The organism is Streptomyces sp. JLSY215 (assembly GCF_059682825.1).
Genome location: NZ_JCASPU010000002.1, coordinates 100,487 through 115,880, shown reverse-complemented (window position 1 = coordinate 115,880; position 15,394 = coordinate 100,487). Strand labels below are relative to the sequence as shown.

At 69.7% G+C, this 15,394-nt stretch carries 14 protein-coding genes; 10 read left to right on the top strand and 4 right to left on the bottom strand.

The features are described 5' to 3' along the window. The first annotated feature begins 5 nt into the window (after positions 1–5). The 10 genes from AC5677_RS41475 to AC5677_RS41430 are packed head-to-tail and all read left to right on the top strand — an operon-like array spanning position 6 to position 9,997. Positions 6–875 (top strand): P-loop NTPase family protein, encoded by an 870-nt coding sequence (locus AC5677_RS41475; protein ID WP_497197087.1) that lies wholly within the window; start codon positions 6–8, stop codon positions 873–875. Continuing rightward, on the top strand, positions 868–2,430 hold the full coding sequence (locus tag AC5677_RS41470) for a TadA family conjugal transfer-associated ATPase (protein WP_497197086.1): 1,563 nt from the start codon (positions 868–870) through the stop codon (positions 2,428–2,430). The genes AC5677_RS41475 and AC5677_RS41470 overlap by 8 nt, the downstream gene beginning before the upstream one ends. Beyond that, complete coding sequence (locus tag AC5677_RS41465; RefSeq protein WP_497197085.1) at positions 2,427–3,350, top strand: type II secretion system F family protein; 924 nt, start codon at positions 2,427–2,429, stop codon at positions 3,348–3,350. The genes AC5677_RS41470 and AC5677_RS41465 overlap by 4 nt, the downstream gene beginning before the upstream one ends. A 5-nt stretch (positions 3,351–3,355) precedes the next feature. After that, a complete protein-coding gene (locus AC5677_RS41460) occupies positions 3,356–4,246 on the top strand; it encodes a type II secretion system F family protein (protein ID WP_497197084.1) in 891 nt (296 codons plus the stop codon). 51 nt (positions 4,247–4,297) lie between these two features. Continuing rightward, positions 4,298–4,510, top strand: a complete 213-nt coding sequence (locus AC5677_RS41455; protein ID WP_497197083.1) for a hypothetical protein — start codon at positions 4,298–4,300, stop codon at positions 4,508–4,510. A 46-nt stretch (positions 4,511–4,556) separates the two neighbouring features. Continuing rightward, positions 4,557–4,928: a TadE family protein gene (locus AC5677_RS41450; protein ID WP_497197082.1), complete on the top strand. Its 372-nt coding sequence runs from the start codon at positions 4,557–4,559 to the stop codon at positions 4,926–4,928. Continuing rightward, positions 4,925–5,374 carry a hypothetical protein gene (locus AC5677_RS41445; protein WP_497197081.1) on the top strand — a complete coding sequence of 150 codons (450 nt, stop codon included), beginning with the start codon at positions 4,925–4,927 and terminating at the stop codon, positions 5,372–5,374. The genes AC5677_RS41450 and AC5677_RS41445 overlap by 4 nt, the downstream gene beginning before the upstream one ends. Before the next feature lie 2 nt (positions 5,375–5,376). Beyond that, entirely contained in the window at positions 5,377–5,835 is a 459-nt protein-coding gene (locus AC5677_RS41440) for a TadE/TadG family type IV pilus assembly protein (RefSeq protein ID WP_497197080.1), read from the top strand. A 5-nt stretch (positions 5,836–5,840) separates the two neighbouring features. After that, a complete protein-coding gene (locus AC5677_RS41435; RefSeq protein WP_497197079.1) occupies positions 5,841–9,227 on the top strand; it encodes an AfsR/SARP family transcriptional regulator in 3,387 nt (1,128 codons plus the stop codon). Between the two features lie 47 nt (positions 9,228–9,274). Then, on the top strand, positions 9,275–9,997 hold the full coding sequence (locus AC5677_RS41430; protein WP_497197078.1) for a prepilin peptidase: 723 nt from the start codon (positions 9,275–9,277) through the stop codon (positions 9,995–9,997). A 987-nt stretch (positions 9,998–10,984) separates the two neighbouring features. Here the strand turns inward: AC5677_RS41430 and AC5677_RS41425 are convergent. From AC5677_RS41425 to AC5677_RS41410, 4 genes are all read right to left on the bottom strand, one after another. Beyond that, positions 10,985–12,619 carry a DUF2637 domain-containing protein gene (locus AC5677_RS41425; protein ID WP_497197077.1) on the bottom strand — a complete coding sequence of 545 codons (1,635 nt, stop codon included), beginning with the start codon at positions 12,617–12,619 and terminating at the stop codon, positions 10,985–10,987. 193 nt (positions 12,620–12,812) lie between these two features. Further along, entirely contained in the window at positions 12,813–13,076 is a 264-nt protein-coding gene (locus tag AC5677_RS41420; RefSeq protein WP_497197076.1) for a hypothetical protein, read from the bottom strand. A 97-nt stretch (positions 13,077–13,173) separates the two neighbouring features. Then, a complete protein-coding gene (locus AC5677_RS41415) occupies positions 13,174–14,088 on the bottom strand; it encodes a hypothetical protein (protein ID WP_497197075.1) in 915 nt (304 codons plus the stop codon). Between the two features lie 312 nt (positions 14,089–14,400). Beyond that, positions 14,401–15,156, bottom strand: coding sequence for a hypothetical protein (locus AC5677_RS41410; protein WP_497197074.1), 756 nt, complete (start codon positions 15,154–15,156; stop codon positions 14,401–14,403). Positions 15,157–15,394 lie beyond the last annotated feature (238 nt).

The following is a 15,394-nucleotide window of genomic DNA, read 5'->3' as shown; positions in this document are numbered from 1 at the left end:
GCACGGTGTCTGTGATCGCGCTGACCTCGGCGCACGCGAGCGGTGTGACCGTCTCCTCCCTGGCCATGGCACTTTCCGGACCGCGACCGTCGCTGCTGGCGGAGGCGGACGCCAAAGGTGGCAGCATCCGTACCGGCTACCGCATGGGCGAGTGGGGCGGCGAAGTCGGCCTGTGGCACCTGGCTCAGGCCGACCGCGAAGGCACGCTGGCGGAAGCCTTCGAAGCACACCTGCGGCGCCTGGACGCCTCCGGCAGCCGGCTGTGGCTGCCGGGCCTGACCGATCCACTGCAGGCCGCGGCCCTGGCCCAGACCTGGGAGCCGCTGAGTCTGCTACTGCAGGCCATGGACCAGCACGCCGGATACGACGTCGTCATCGACGCTGGCCGCGTCGTCCTCGAACCAGGCGGCGTCCACCCCTCTTTGTACCCGCGGCCACTGCTGCACCGCGCCGACCTGGTCCTGCTGGTCATGCGCAACACCATGACGTCCGTCGCGCAGACGCTGCCCGTGGCCCGGTCCCTCCAGAAGGAGCTGGCGGAGCGCGGCACGGGCTCCGATGCCCTGCGGCTGCTGCTGGTGCAGGAGGGCGACGTCTCGAGCCATGACATCGCCAACCGGCTGCAGATCCCGGTCATCGGCACACTGCCGTGGGAGGAGAAGACCGCCCGCGTCCTCACCCACGGCACGACCCGGCAGGTGAAGCCATCCGCGATGCTCAAGCACGCACGCGAAGCGGCCCGCGCCGCCGAGATCGACGCCAGCACGCGCCGGCTGCGGATGCAGCTGCCCCCACCGCCCGTGACCTCGCCGGTGGTTGCTGGTGTGGTGCAGCGGCTGACCGCCCCGCGCCAGGAGGTGACGATCCGTGGATAACCGCAACGGCACCCCGGTGAACGGGGTGGGCACTCCCCTGTCCGGGATGCTCAAGGATGTGCTCGCGCAGCGCCAGATGGTCGGCACCTCCGCGCCGACGCCCCCAGCAGGCCCCGCGTCGCAGTCGCCAGCCCCGGCAGTACAGCTCGGCAAGGACGGCCCTTCCGGTCCAGGCCACCTGACAGACCTTCCTGGTGTGCTGCCGGTCTCGCGGACCGTGATCCGGGAACTGCAGGACGCGGTCTCGCAGGACCTGGTGGAGCAGGAACGCAACAGCGAGAAGCGGCTCAGCCCCGACGACCAGCTGGAACTTGCCCGCTCCCTGGTCGCCAAGCGCGTCTCGGCCTGGGCCGTCGAGCACGCCCGCACAGCACGGCCGCTGTCCAACCCCCAGCTGGAAACCGTCCGGCAGGCCATCATCAATGCGCTGTTCAAGGCCGGCCCGCTCCAGCAGTACCTGGAGGACGAGAGCGTCGAGAACATCGTCGTGGACGGTGACCAGGTCCTCGTCGACTACTTCGACCGGCCCACCCAGCGCGTCGACCCGGTGGCCGACGACGACGAAAGCCTGGTCGCGCTCATCAACCGGCTCGCCGCACGCTCCGGGCACGGCGACCGCGTCCTGAACCCCGCCACCCCCATGGTCAATTTCCGGCTGCCTGACCGCTCCCGCGTCGCCGCGACGCTGCTGACCACGCGGCCCACCATGGCCATCCGGCGTCACCGCGTCATGAGCGCCTCCCTTGAAGACCTCGTCGAATGGGGCACGCTCAGCCCCGCGCTCAGCGCGTTCCTGCAGGGCCTGGTCGCGGCGCGGCAGACGATGCTGGTCGCCGGGGACATGGGCGTGGGCAAGACGTCGCTGCTGCGGGCGCTGGTGCGCAAGGTAGGTGCCGGTGAGCGCATCGTGACGCTGGAGACCGACCGTGAACTCTTCCTGGACGAGGACCCGGACGTTGCCGCGCATGTGATGGCGATGGAGGAGCGCGCTTCCAACGGCGAGGTCGGCAAGGACGGGCGGGAGACCGGGCGGATCACCATCGCCGACATGTACCCGCACACCCTGCGGATGCTGTCCACCCGCGTGGTCGTCGGTGAGGTCCGCTCCACCGAGGTCGTGCCGATGCTCGATGCGATGAGCTCCGGCGGCCGCGGCTCGATGTGCACCCTGCACGCCGCCTACCCGCGTCTGGTCCTGCCCCGCCTGGTGCAGCTGTGCCAGAGCGCCGGCAAGGACGTCGACTCCACCCACCAGCTCGTCGCCAACGCCGTGAACTTCGTGATCTTCATCCGGCAGACCGACCAGACGCAGATCGGCGGCCGCCGTCACCGCTACGTCTCCGACGTCCTCCAGGTCACCCCCGGGGAAGGCGGCCAGCCGGCCTTCAGCCGCATCTTCGCGCCGGCCGGTGACGGAGACCCGCGAGGGGTGCCACAGGACCTGCCGACCGGCGAGGTGCTGCAGGAGCTGGAAGACATCGGCTTCGACAAACGCTGGCTGACTGAAGAGCAGTACGGACGCTGGCCCAAGCCGATGGGGCTGGTGCGGCGATGAGTCTGGGACAGCTCGGGATGCTCGGCGCGCTGTGCGGCCTGCTGATGGCGGCCGGCATCGTCCTTGCCGTACGGTCCTTCAGCCCTCCGGCCGAAGCTAAGCAGGGGCGCCCGAAGCGGGCCTCTCTGTGGCAGCGGGTGTGCGAGTCGCTGCCCGGCGCATGGGCCGAGCGCTACCGGTGGATCGTGGTCGCCGCCGGCGCCGTTGCGGTGGGGGTGTGGGTCTGGACGGCCCGGCCCGTCCAGGGTCTGCTGGCCGCCGCGGTGGTCGCCGGTTTCCCCTGGATCTGGCATCCGTCGGTCACCTCCACCCGCCGCATCGTGCGGCTGGAGGCGCTCTCGCGATGGCTGCAGCACCTTGCTGGCGCGCACGTCGTCGGGCACACCCTGGAGGCCGCGATCAGCGGCGCGATGCGCCAGGTCCCCGCGGACATTCACGCACCCGTACGCACCCTGGAGGCCCGTCTGCGGATGGGCGTCGACCCGGAAGCCGCTTACCGTGCATTCGCTGACGACTTCGATGACGGCGCGGTCGACAACGTGGTGCTGGTGTTCATCACCCACATCCGCGACCGCGGCCGCGGCATGGTCGAGACGCTGCAGACCCTCTCCGACCTGACGGCCGAAGAGGCGGCCTCGCTGCGGACGGTGGACGCGGACCGCCAGAAGGTGCGCACACAGACCCGGTGGGTGGCGATCATCGTGCTGGCCATGGGCTTCACCATGGGCAGCAGCTTCGGCCCCGCCTACAACAGCGCAGGCGGCCAGATGTGGCTGCTGCTCATGGGCGCCGCCTTCGTGGGGGCCATGGTGTGGCTGCGGCGCCTGTGCGCGGTCAAGCCCTCGCCGCGGCTGCTGCAGCCGCGTCCGGCCCAGGAAACGAAGCAGGCCGCGATGGCCGGGCCGGGAGGCGTTGGATGATGTCGATGGCAGGCGCCGTATATGGCGCGATGATCGGCGGCGGTGTCTTCCTGGTGGTCCGGGAACTGCTGCCGTCCCGCCCGGACCTGGGCGCTGTCCTGGATCGTCTGGAGAACACCACCGCGGCCGCGAAGACGCAGCATGCGCCGGGTACTTCCCGGAGCCTGATCTTGACCGAGCAGATCGGCGAACGCGTCCTGGGGTCCTTCGGCGAGCGGGTGGGCGTCCCGCGCAAGGACCTGGATCTGCTAGGCATCTCTCCCGCCAGACACGCCGGCGACAAGGTCATCGGCGCCATCGGCGGCTTCGCGATGCCGCAGATGGCCATGGCCATGGCCGCGCTGCTTGGCCTGCAGCTGCCGTTCGTGGTGCCCTTGTTCGTCAGCTTCCTCTTCGCGGCGATCATGTGGCTCTCCGCTGACACCAACGTGCGGTCCAAGGCGACGAAGCTGCGGCTGGAGTACCGCTACGCGGTGGCCTCGCTGATGGAGCGGGCCCGGCTGCAGCGCGGTGCGCACTCCGGTGCCGAGCGGGCCCTGTACGAGACCGCAGCCGTGGGCGACGGGCGCGTCTATATGCGGATCCGGGCCGCGCTGGACCAGGCCCGGCTCTCGGGCACCCCGCCCTGGGATGCGCTCAAGGCGCTCTCCGAGCAGTTGGACGTCCCCGAGCTGGCCGGCCCGGCGGATACGTTCGCGCACGCCGGCGGGGAGGGTGCCTCGATCATCGCGGCGCTGGAGACGCAGGCCAAGGCCCTGCGCAAGCGGCTGCAGACCGATGTCCAGGCCGAGGCCAACGCCGACTCGGAGAAGTCGGTGGTGCCGGGCACGGTGCTGTTCGTCGTGCTGTTCGCCACCCTCGGCTACCCGCTCTTCCAGACCCTGATCAGTACCTGACCGCTCCGGCGGCCACCACCAGACCTGTTCACCACCGAAGGGGGAGATCCCATGAAGCACACCACCCGCACGCTGCGATCCCGACTGGCAGACCGCTGGCTGACCTGCGTGGCTCGTATGACGACCACGCGAAACGACGCCGGCCTGGAAACCTTGGAAAAGCTCATCATCGGCGCCGTCCTCATCGTCGCCGCCACCGCCTTCGGCGTTGCATTCAACGGCAAGTTCGACAGCCTGATGAACACCTTCAAGAGCTCGTTCTGACATGTGGCGGAGCGGGAGGCTGCGGTGGCGTGCATGGCGCGCGGGCATGGGGGGTGATGAGGGGATGGGGACGCTGGAGTTCACCATCATCGCCCCGGTCGTCATGCTGATCCTGTGCGCCGGGCTGCAGCTGGGCATGTGGTACCTCGCGCAGGAGGCCGCGCTCACCGCTGCCCGCAAGGCCGCCACGGTCGGCGCCGCCTACCAGGCATCCCCCGCTGACGGCACCGCCCGTGCCCGCAACTGGCTCGCCGGGGTCCACCTCATCAAGGGCGCCTCCGTCTCCTCGGCCGGCTCGACCGCCGACCGAGTCCGTGTGACTGTGACCGGCACCAGCCTCTCGCTCGTGCCGGGCTGGACCCCGCACGTCACCAAGAGCGCCGAGGTACCGGTCGAGCGCTGGAACGTGGGGCCATGATGACGATGCTGCGCCGCCTTCACTGGCGGGACGACCGGGGCACCTACACCCTGGAAACCGTCATCTGCGTGACGTTTCTGCTGCCCTTCCTGGGGCTGCTCGCCGCGTACGGCCTGGCCGGCGTCTTCGACTCCAGCGTCGACAACGCCGCCAACTCAGCGGCCCGCGCTGCCTCGCAGGCCACCGATGCGGACACCGCTCAGGCCCGCGGCCGCGCCGCGGCTGCCGCGGCCCTGCGCCAGGACGACCGCAACTGCACCAGCCAGACCGTCCGCATCGACACCGGCTCCTTCAACGCGCCGCTCGGACAGGCCGCGAGCGTGACCGCCACCGTCACCTGCACCATCCCGCTCTCCCAGCTGACGGTCCCGGGCCTGCCCGGCTCCAAGACGCTCACCGCCACCGCCACGAGCGCGCTGGACCAGTACGCCGACCGCGGGAAGTGACCATGCTGCCCCTCTACGCTGCCACCCGCCGGTTTCTCCGACGCCGCTGTCACGGTCCGCATGATCAGGGCTCGGCCACCTTGTTCTGGATGATCGTCGGCGTGGTCTTCCTCGGCCTCCTGGCCCTCGTCGTGGACGGCGGCGGACAGCTCAAGGCCTCCGCGCACGCCGATGACGTCGCCAACGCCGCAGCACGGGCGGGCGGTCAGCAGATCGACGCCGGCAAGGCGATCCCCGGCGGGGAGGTCGTCGTCGACCCGGAAGCCGCTGCCTCCGTCGCCCGGGACTTCTTGCGCAAGGCCGGCGTGGACGGCACCGTCACCGTCTCCGGCGGCGGCAAGCGCCTGGACGTGAGCGTGAGCGACACCTACCACTGCCTGATGCTCGTCGGCGTCGGCCAGCCCACATTGCCCGTCACCGGGCACGGCACCGCCCAGCTCGTCCATCAGGTCGGAGACTGACTGACATGCCCTACCCCCACTCCCCCGCGCGTCGCCCCTGGCCGCTGACCCTGGTCCGTGCCATCGGCAGCCTGCTGGCTCTGGCCGCGCTCGTCGTCGGCCTGCCGATCGGGCTGCTGCGCATCGGCACGTTGCCCGACGGCGTGCCGTCCCTGGGTGATATCGGGGACGCGCTGATGGCACCGGACGACGGGCAGGTCCTGTTCACCGCCATCACGCTCGTGTGCTGGGTGCTGTGGGCATGGTTCGTCGCCTCCCTGGTCGTGGAGGCCGCCGCCCTCCTGCGCCACCGCGCCGCGCCGCGCGTGCGGGGCCTGGCCGCACCGCAGCGTCTGGCGGCCGTCCTGCTGGGCGGGTTGCTGGTCCTGCCGTCGGCCACCGCGATCGCCGCGACACCCGCAACCGCGGTTGCCCACAGCGCCACCGCAGCGCCCGGCCCCTCCGCTCCCCACGCCTCGGTCCCTCAGCAGCAGGCCCCGCACACCGGCCCCCAGCACACCGTGGGGGCCACCGGCGAGACCCTCTGGGACCTGGCTGAGCACTACCTCGGCGACGGACGCCGTCACGCTGAAATCCGTGCCCTGAACCCCGGATTGCCGCAGACCGCGACGCTGCCCGCCGGCACCGTCGTCAACCTGCCGGCCGACGCGAGCGGAGTGCACACAGATCTCGCCGCGGCCGCCCCGGCCGCCGCCGAGGCCGGCACGCAGCAGCAGACGAAGACCGAGACGTACACGGTGGCTGCCGGGGATTCGCTCTCCGGTATCGCGCAGAAGAAGCTCGGCGACGGCGACCGGTGGACCGACATCTATGCCGAGAACAAGGACACGATCCACGACCCGGACCTGATCTATCCCGGCGAGCGCGTCGACCTGCCCCCGCAGGCCACCCCGAGTCCTCCCGGCGAGCACAGCAAGCACGGCCAGGACGCGGCGCCCAAGCACGAACACCCCGCGCCGGAGCCGGGCAACGGCAGCGATGCCTCCCCCCATCACGAGCACCAGGAGCAAGGCGGGGACACAGAGGACACCAAGCCCGCTCCTGCTGCGCCCGACGCCTCCGAAGGAAAGACCACAGGGCAGGACGAGACGGCGACACCCTCGCAGAAGCCTTCCGCTGCGCCCTCCCCCACCCAAGCAACGCCTGCCCCGCACGCACCCGCCCGCCCTGCGGCCTCGGAGCAGGTCAGCCCCGGCCAGGTCGCCGCGATCGGTGGCGGTGTCCTGGCCGCGGCCCTGCTGTCCGCTGTCGCCACCCGGCGCATCCTGCAGCAGCGTCGCCGGCACCGCGGCCGCCGCATCGCACTCCCCGAAGAAGGGGCTGCCGCCGCCGAGCAGAATCTGCGTACCGCCGAAGCTGCTCTGGACACCACGATGCTTGACGGGGCCCTGCGCACCGCGGCAGTCCATCTCACCGCCGCCGGCCGGGAACTGCCGCCGCTGTCGGCAGCGGTGATCGGCCCGCGCGAGATCGTGCTGCACCTGACCGAACCGGCCGCGCCCGTACCGCCCTTCAGCGCCGCACCCGACGTACTGCAGCGGTGGGCCTGCCCCACGCGAGGGGGCGAACTGCTGCCCCAGGAGCAGACCGACGACGTCGAATCTCCCTACCCGACGCTGGCCTCCCTCGGTTGGGACGAGCAGGGCCACTTGATCCTGCTCGACCTGGAAAACGCCGGGCACCTGCACCTGACAGGGGCCGACCGGCACCGGGTGCTGCGCACCCTGGCCCTGGAGCTGGCGGCCAGCGAATTCGCCGACCACCTCACCGTCTCCGCCATCGGCCAGTCGGCGCCCGGCCTGCGCGAGGAGATGCCCGAGCGGGTCATCGAGCACGCGGACATCGCCAGCGCGCTGGGCGCTATCCGCGCGCATCACACCGAGCAGCAGCGCGCCCTGGCCGTCCTGGGCGCACCTGGTCTGCGTCGTGCTCGGACCGGGGAGGAGACCGCCGCTGCGTGGAACCCGCACCTCTTGTTCAGCGACGCCGATGACGGCGCGGGCACGGAGCTTGAAGAGCTGCGGCAGGTCGTTGCCGACTATCCGCGGTCGGCGACCGCGCTGGTGACCACCGGCATCGGTGCGGCCGTCCCGTCCGGGGCCCAAGTGGTGGATGCCGATACGGCGGCCGGGCCCATCACGCTGCCGCTGCCGGGCACCGAGGTGGAGGTCTCGTGCAACGTGCAGGCGCTCAGCGATGAGGACTACGCCTACGCGCTGGAGGTGCTGGCGACGACCCGCGCGGACGACGTCCCCGCCGCCCAGCCCGTCGCCACTCCCCCGAAGGCCGTCCCGGATCTGCCGCAGTACTCAGCAGCGACGGATGAGCCCACGGCCGCGCCCGTCGCTCCCCCGGCGCCGCCGGCCAGCTCCCCGGCCCAGGTACCGAGCCTGATGGCCCAGTTCGCCCTCTACGAAGACGAACCGCCCGCCGAAGACGACGCGGCGGATGCCGCTGCGGGCGACACCGAGGACCAGGAGGGCGAAAGCCTTCCCCTCCCCCCTGGCGGGATGGACGAGCCCACACCGTCCGGCTCTTCCTCGCCTGCGGCGCAGCACCGTGGCCCGGCCGTACACGCACATGTCTCGCCGATGAAGGAGACGCCGGAGCCGGAGCCGGCGTTCGAGGCCGCGGTGGAAGACACCGAGGGCGACGGCCCCGTGGTGCGGATGCTGGGCCCCGTGGACATCGAGGGCACCCAGGGCACCATCGAGTCCAAGCGCAAGCGCACCTGCATCGAGCTGGCCGCCTGGCTCGTGCTGCACCCCAACCTCGACCACCACGCCGTGGACGAGGCGATGTGGCCCGGCCGGGACACCGCCCGCAAGTACCGCAACGCAACCGTGAGCCGCCTGCGGACCTGGCTGGGCACCGACGAGGACGGCAACCCCTTCTTCCCGCCCATCGCCACCACAAGCGACGCCCGCTACGCCCTGGCGCCTTCGGTCGATTCCGACTGGCACCACTTTCAGCGCCTGACCGCATCAGCTGCCAAGAGCCCCAGCCCTCAAGCCGCCGCCCATCTGCGTGCTGCACTCGAACTCGTGCGGGGCCGGCCGTTCTCCGGCGTGAACAGCCGGCGCTACGCCTGGGCCGAGCACCAGGCCCAGGACATGATCTCTGCGATCGTGGACGCCGCCGGGGACCTGGCCGAGCACTGCCTGGCCCAGGGCGATCCGCGCGGCGCACTGTGGGCGGCCACCAAGGGGCTGGATGCGGCACCCGAGATGGAGAACCTGTACCGCGTTCTGTTCCGCACCTACGCCGCCCTCGGCGACTGGGACGCACTGGAGCGGGCCGCAGAGAATCTCGACACCCTCAACCTGGAACTGGGGGTCGACATGGAGGAGGCCACCGCCGAAATCCTGGCCCAGCTCAGCACATCCGCCTGACCGACCCGGGCGCCGTGCACCGGCGGCGCAGCACGAGAGGACGCCGCATGCTCCAGCTTCTGGCCTCACTGGTGGGCCTTGTGGCCGGTGCTGGCCTGCGCCCGGTCGTCGTCGCCCTCGCCGTCCCGGCCGGGCAGCCCGCTGCCGTCACCTGCCCGGCCTGCTCACCGCGGCCGGTGCCGACGTGGGGCCCGCACTCCTTGCGGCTTCTTCCGCCTGGCGGGCGCTGTCCCGACTGCCGTGTGCGGCTGTGTGCGCCCTGGGTGCCGGAGCTCACCACCGCCGCCGCGTTCGCGGTGGTCGCGGCCGGTGGCTCTGTCGGCTGGTACGCCGCCGCCCAGTACTGGATCGCATTCCTCGGCGCTGGCCTTCTCCTGATCGACAGTGCCGTGCAGCGACTGCCGAACCTCATGACGCTGGCCGCCGCCGTCGGCACGCTGATACTGCTCAGCGCCGCATCCGCTCACCACGAGAACGGGAGCCTTCTGCGCGCCGCGGTCGTCGCGGCAGCGGCCGGAGGGGTCTTCACGGTTCTCGCGCTGTGCGGGATGGGGCTGGGCGATGCGAAGCTGGCGATCTCTCTCGGTGCGGTGCTCGGGTGGCGCAGCTGGCAGGCCGCAGTCCTCGCGCTCGTCCTGACCTATCTCCTCGGCGCCACGGTGGCGGTTGTGCTCCTGCTGAGCCGACGCGGACACCGCAAGAGCACGCTGGCCTTCGGACCGTATTTGATCATCGGCACTCTGGGCGCGGCCCTGATCACGAGTAGCTGAGCTGCCCTCCGGGATGCCGCGCCGTCTGCGAGCCAACGTTTGATCTGTCGGCGCGCTGCTCTCGCTGACCGCGACACCCCAGGGCAAAGTGCGTCCTCCTCAGCACCACCGCATACCCGCACTACGGGACGCCGGCCGATTACCCACATGCTTACCCCGCACCGAATACCCGCAGCTCCCCGCGGTTCGGCAGGGCGCGCCTGCGCCGTGGCCGATGGCCACCGAGCACATCGGCCACGCTCGGCCATGGCCGATGACCGACTCCGGGATTCCGGCCATCGGCATCGGGGCAGTCGGCGGGTGGCCGATCCCGCGCACGTCATGGCCGGTGGCCGATGACCGGTTGGGAGTCCGGTCGGCCACTCCAAGAGAGCGGATCGGCCATGGCCGAACACGCGCAATGTCATGACCGATCAGCGGCCACGCAGACGCTTCAGCCAGCCCCGTACGCCGGTCCGCTGCGAGGCTACAAGCGCGGGCGGAAAGGCGGAGGCGGCGGGATGCGCGGAGGGGCACGGCACATCGGGCACCTGCGGTACTGGGCGGCCTTCAGCCGGTGTCTCGTTCTTCCGAGGATCCGCAGTTGGCAGCTGTGATGCGGGACGGATTGCGGGCTCCGCTCCTGAGTCGCTCGTGCCCAGGCCTGTGGCCGAGGCCGCTGCGTGGGTGGGTATCCGGGGATGGCTGGTGGGTGCATCAGCCTGCGCCGTACGCAGAGCGGATACCCAAATGCTTACCCCTGGTGGATACCTGCAGGTCCGCTGCTGGTCTGTCGCAATGGCCAGTGCGGGGTCTCGCCGTGGCGGGTGCCTGCTATCGGCGGTGGCCGTCAGCCACACGGCGTCCGTGGCCGACGGCCGATGGCCGATGTGGCTGACTCCGGAACGGCCATCGGCCACCGGCCAGCCGATCCGGTGGCGAAGCTCGCCGGGAGAGCGGCCGACTCAGAGTCCTGACCGAGGCCCTGTCCTCGTGGTGGCCGATCGGTCACGTGCGGTCGGCCACCGACCTCAGATGTCCGCGACGCTGCTGTCCCATCTCGCGCTCGCGACCTTCCTTGATTTCCCTCGCCGCCGCGATGTCGCGCTGACCCGTTCGCGGGGCCACCTTCAGCCGACGAGCGACCTCGGCACCGGACAGTTTCTTGCCGGCGGCCTCCGCTTCGATCAGCCACTGCACCACCTGCTCGATCCTCTGCTCTTCGGCATCGAGCTCTTGCTCCTGGTGCTGTGGCTGCCGCGCCGTCGCCGCACCGGTGTCGGTCGCTGCGATCTCCCGCTGTTGCGGTCGGCCGGTGTCGTCCGGCACACGCGCTGACGGGATGACCGACGGTCGGGCTGAGGACGCCACGTCGGTCTGTCCGGTCCCGTCGTCGATGGCCGGTGAGATCGGGTGGTGTACCCGCTCCTCACCGGAGGCCGACGCCGCGGCCACCGGTTCCGGAAGCGTGGCCGTAGAGGCCGCTCCGGCGTTGCTGGCCGCCCCATGGTCGACCGCGCTGCCGTATGCGGCGTGACCGGCGCCAACCGTCTTCCACTGCCCAGACTCAGGCTTCGGGTCGACCACGTCCCTGACATCACCCGTCTCAGCGAGGTGTTCCCGGCGCAGCTCCTGCAGAGCGGGGCGCAGCACGGCTTCGGCGAGCGGGCCGCCTGTTTCCGGGTCGGTGACGCCGTAGGCGTCACCGAGGTACAAGCCGAACTGCCGGGAGTTGGGGGATGTGCCGTATTGGGTGATGTAGGCGTGGAAGGCGTCAGCGAGGTCCGCGACACCAACTGTCCGCTCGGGCGTCTCCTGCATGTTGACGTCTGCAGGCGCTGGGCCGCTCTCCTCGTCCCGGCGTCCGGACTGCTCGGCGGTGTCATCGGCCGGCGCCAATGCAGGGGGAGCCTGGTCGGCTGGCCGGGCCACGGCCGGAAGTTCGATGCCCGCGGCCGTCAGCCCGGCCGGCGCGGTCTCGGCCAGCGGCACCCCGTACCGCGCCAGCCGCAGCGGCATCAGCGCCTCGACCGGCGCCCGGCGCCGCCACGCCCGGCCGAAGCGGGCCCGCAGCCGCGCCTGGTAGACGAGGCGGTCCTGCTCGAGCCGGATGACCTGGTCGTAGCTGCGCAGCTCCCACAGCTTCATCCGGCGCCACAGCCGGAACGTGGACGGGAAGGCGAGCAGCCAGCGGGTCAGCCGGACGCCCTCCATGTGCTTGTCGGCCGTGATGTCGGCGATCCGGCCGACGGCGTGCCGGGCGGCCTCCACGGCCACCACGAACAGCACCGGGATGACCGCATGCATGCCCACACCCAGCGCGTCCGGCCAGGCGGCCGCGCCGTTGAACGCGATCGTCGCGGCCGTCAGCAGCCACGCCGTCTGGCGCAGCAGCGGGAACGGGATACGGATCCAGGTCAGCAGCAGATCCAGCGCCAGCAGGACGACGATCCCCGCGTCGATGCCGATCGGGAAAACGGCCGAGAACGCGCCGAAGCCCTTCTTCTCGGCCAGCTCGCGCACCGCCGCGTACGAGCCGGTGAACCCGATGGCCGCGATCAGTGCCGCCCCGGCGACCACCACCGAGATCAGGATCCGGTGTGCCCGGGTCAGCTCTGGCGGTCTCCCCGTTCCCACAGTCACGCCGCTCCCCTTCTTCCACAGCGCTTTCAGCACGAGCGACCTTCACACTCTCATGGCGTGTTGCTGACAGCCTCGGTTCGTCGTGCGCACGGCGACGATCGTCAACGAATAGTGATCGTCGACGGGGCACACGAAGGAGGCGGGCCCCGGGCCCGCCTCCTTGATAGGTCACCCAAATTTGGGTGGTTGAGCTCTACCGGTTGTTGAGCGCCTCCCGTAACGCGTTGAGAATCGTCTGCGTCGCGGCGTTGATCTCCTTCAGAGTTTCCGTCGCAGCGCCATGCAGCTTGGTCTCGATGTCGTCGCTGAGTTCGGTGAGCGCCATGCTCACAGCGTGGGCTGCTTCGTCGTCGACGAGCTCGGCGTCCAGGATGTCCCGCTCGTCCGCCCCGGTGGACTGGCTGCCCGATTTTGGGTGCCCCGTCGACTCAGGGGCGCCCGTGACGGGGGCACCCAAATTTGGGTGACTACTGGTACCCAGAGCTTCGGTGCCTTGCTCTCCGGGCTTGTGCGTCGCCTCGTTGGCTGGGGGCCGACCTGGGCAGGTACTCCAGCTAGGCCCGTCTGCCCACACGGGGATTTCGTGAGGCGGACCTGTCCCGGATTGGATCCTGCGAGTCCAGTGGACCGTCGAACTCGATCGCTCCTTCCCCAAGGCGAAGCACGCCCAGGTCGTACTCGTCCCGGCGCCGGCTATACGTCGCGCGTGGGATTCGCACACCGCTGTCGGTCAACAGCTCGCCGATCTGTGCGCATGTATGGCTGGAGGACCAGCGCAGGCAGCGAGTTGCGTTGCTGCGGCGGGGCGGCAAAAGGACGGCGTGGGAGTGCCACCACAGGTAGGACCGCGCCATCAACGCGCTCCGCAGCGCTGTGCAGGGCGATGGCGCCCAGTGGCTGGAGGCCGCTTCCTCCTCAGGTGTGAGTCTTTTCTGGCGCCAGACCGGTTGGCGGGCGTTGCCGGTTTCGACACGGCGGCTGGTCTCGACTTCGTCGTTGAGGAGATAGCGCATTGTGCGGGTCGCCATGCTGAAACTGGTGTCCTGCAGCACGAGCATTCCTTGTGTCGGCAGGTGTCGAAGGAGGAGCGTTCGCTTGTTGATCTGGGCGACGCGTAGTCCCGGAATGCCGTAGTGCTCGTAGGAGCCATCCGGGAAGATTCTGGTGTACGGCAGCAGGTAACTCGCGACTCTTCCGGCAGTGTTGGTGCTGATGAGCAACCTGTCGAGCCGCGGGGCGATGTAGGAGAAGTACAGGATGAGGTCGCGGAACGAACGGCCGCCGTTGCGATCCCAGGGATGATCCATATCGCGACTGAAGAAGCAGTCCCAGAGCATCGCCTGGAAGGCCTGCTGGCCGGGCTGGTCGGTGTCCAGTACCAGTCGACCATTGTGCGCCCTCTGACTCAGTACCTGGCTGGGTAGGCCGAGCAGCTCCCTGCATTCGGCGAAGGCTGCTTTGTCGTGCACGTGCGGCATAGAAGCTCCAACCGGCGACATCCCGGACTGCGCCGTAGCTCAACAGTGACCGCAACGCTGCAAGGTGACATGGCTGACCATGGGAAGGCTGGGCATCGCACCCTTAGGCTCTCTTGCGCATTCATCCGGGCGAACGGCTGGCCACCAGCCTGCCTCCAAGGCTGTGGAGCAAGACCATAGGACATTTCACGTGAATCGCGTGACGGCGCCACGCTGAGAGTGCCGCAAGTCAACAGGGACGCACCACCTGACAGCACGCGCCGCACGGGTCCGGGGTACCTGACCAATCGTTTGCCCAGCTTGTCAGGGAAGAGCTCGCACGTTGGTTGCGGTCTGACCAATGACCTCGGCGACCAGTGTGAGCGCCTCGTCACACTGTTGTCGCACCCCGGCTAGGTCTCTGCTGTTTCTGGCCTTGCCCTGTGGGGCGCTTGGGTCTTGGTAGTCGAGATCGTGGACGATGGCGTTGCGGGCTGTGAAAAAGTCGTCCAGCTGCTTGAGGCGGGATTCCGGTATCTGGGCATTGGTGATTCCGAGGGTGTCGCGGAGCCGTGTCTTGAGGTCTTTGCTGCCTTGGAAGCTGGCTTTGGTTCGTGCTGCGATGTAGAGGCGGATCATCTCTTCGCGTGGTGCGGGGCTCAGGATGGCGTCCGCCAATGCAGCGGAGGGCCCCTCGGCGAGCTCGAGTTTTACGTAGTCGTTGAACTTGCGGGTGGCGTTGCCATTGCCTTCCACGAGCAGCGGCACAGTGTCTCGGAGGAGGCGTTTGCAACAGGCGTCGAGGCCGCTGGAGGTGAAGACGATCGCGGCCCGCAGCAGGTCCGTTTCGTCCCGCCCAAGCCGCCCCCTGGCGTCTTTGCCGGATTCTTGCTGTTTGGCGAGGCGTACGAGGGCGAGGCCATCGAACACGCCCTGTACCGACTGATGGGCAGCCGTGAGGAAGTTCCAGGCAGGAGTGACAGCGGGACCAGTGGGCTTTCTAGGAAGCCGTGTCAGTTCGATGGAGGTGTAGCCGTTCCCGCCCATGCTTATACGCCGCCCGCCTATGCCGTAGTGCAAGTCCTCAGATTTGCGATAAGCGTAGATAACTCCCCTGGCCTCCATGGATAGTTCACGGATTTGAGAGCAGCGCGAGAAGGGCCGTTGAGGGGACTCGGCCGGTGAGTGTGGACAGATCCACCTCCGAACCTAGTAATGTTCGGCCGCATGAGCATCCCAAGCCCACGAGGAGACCGAGAGAAGCTAATTACCGCTCTCACTCCGCAGTTGCGTCGGCACCTGAAGATCCGGGCCTTTG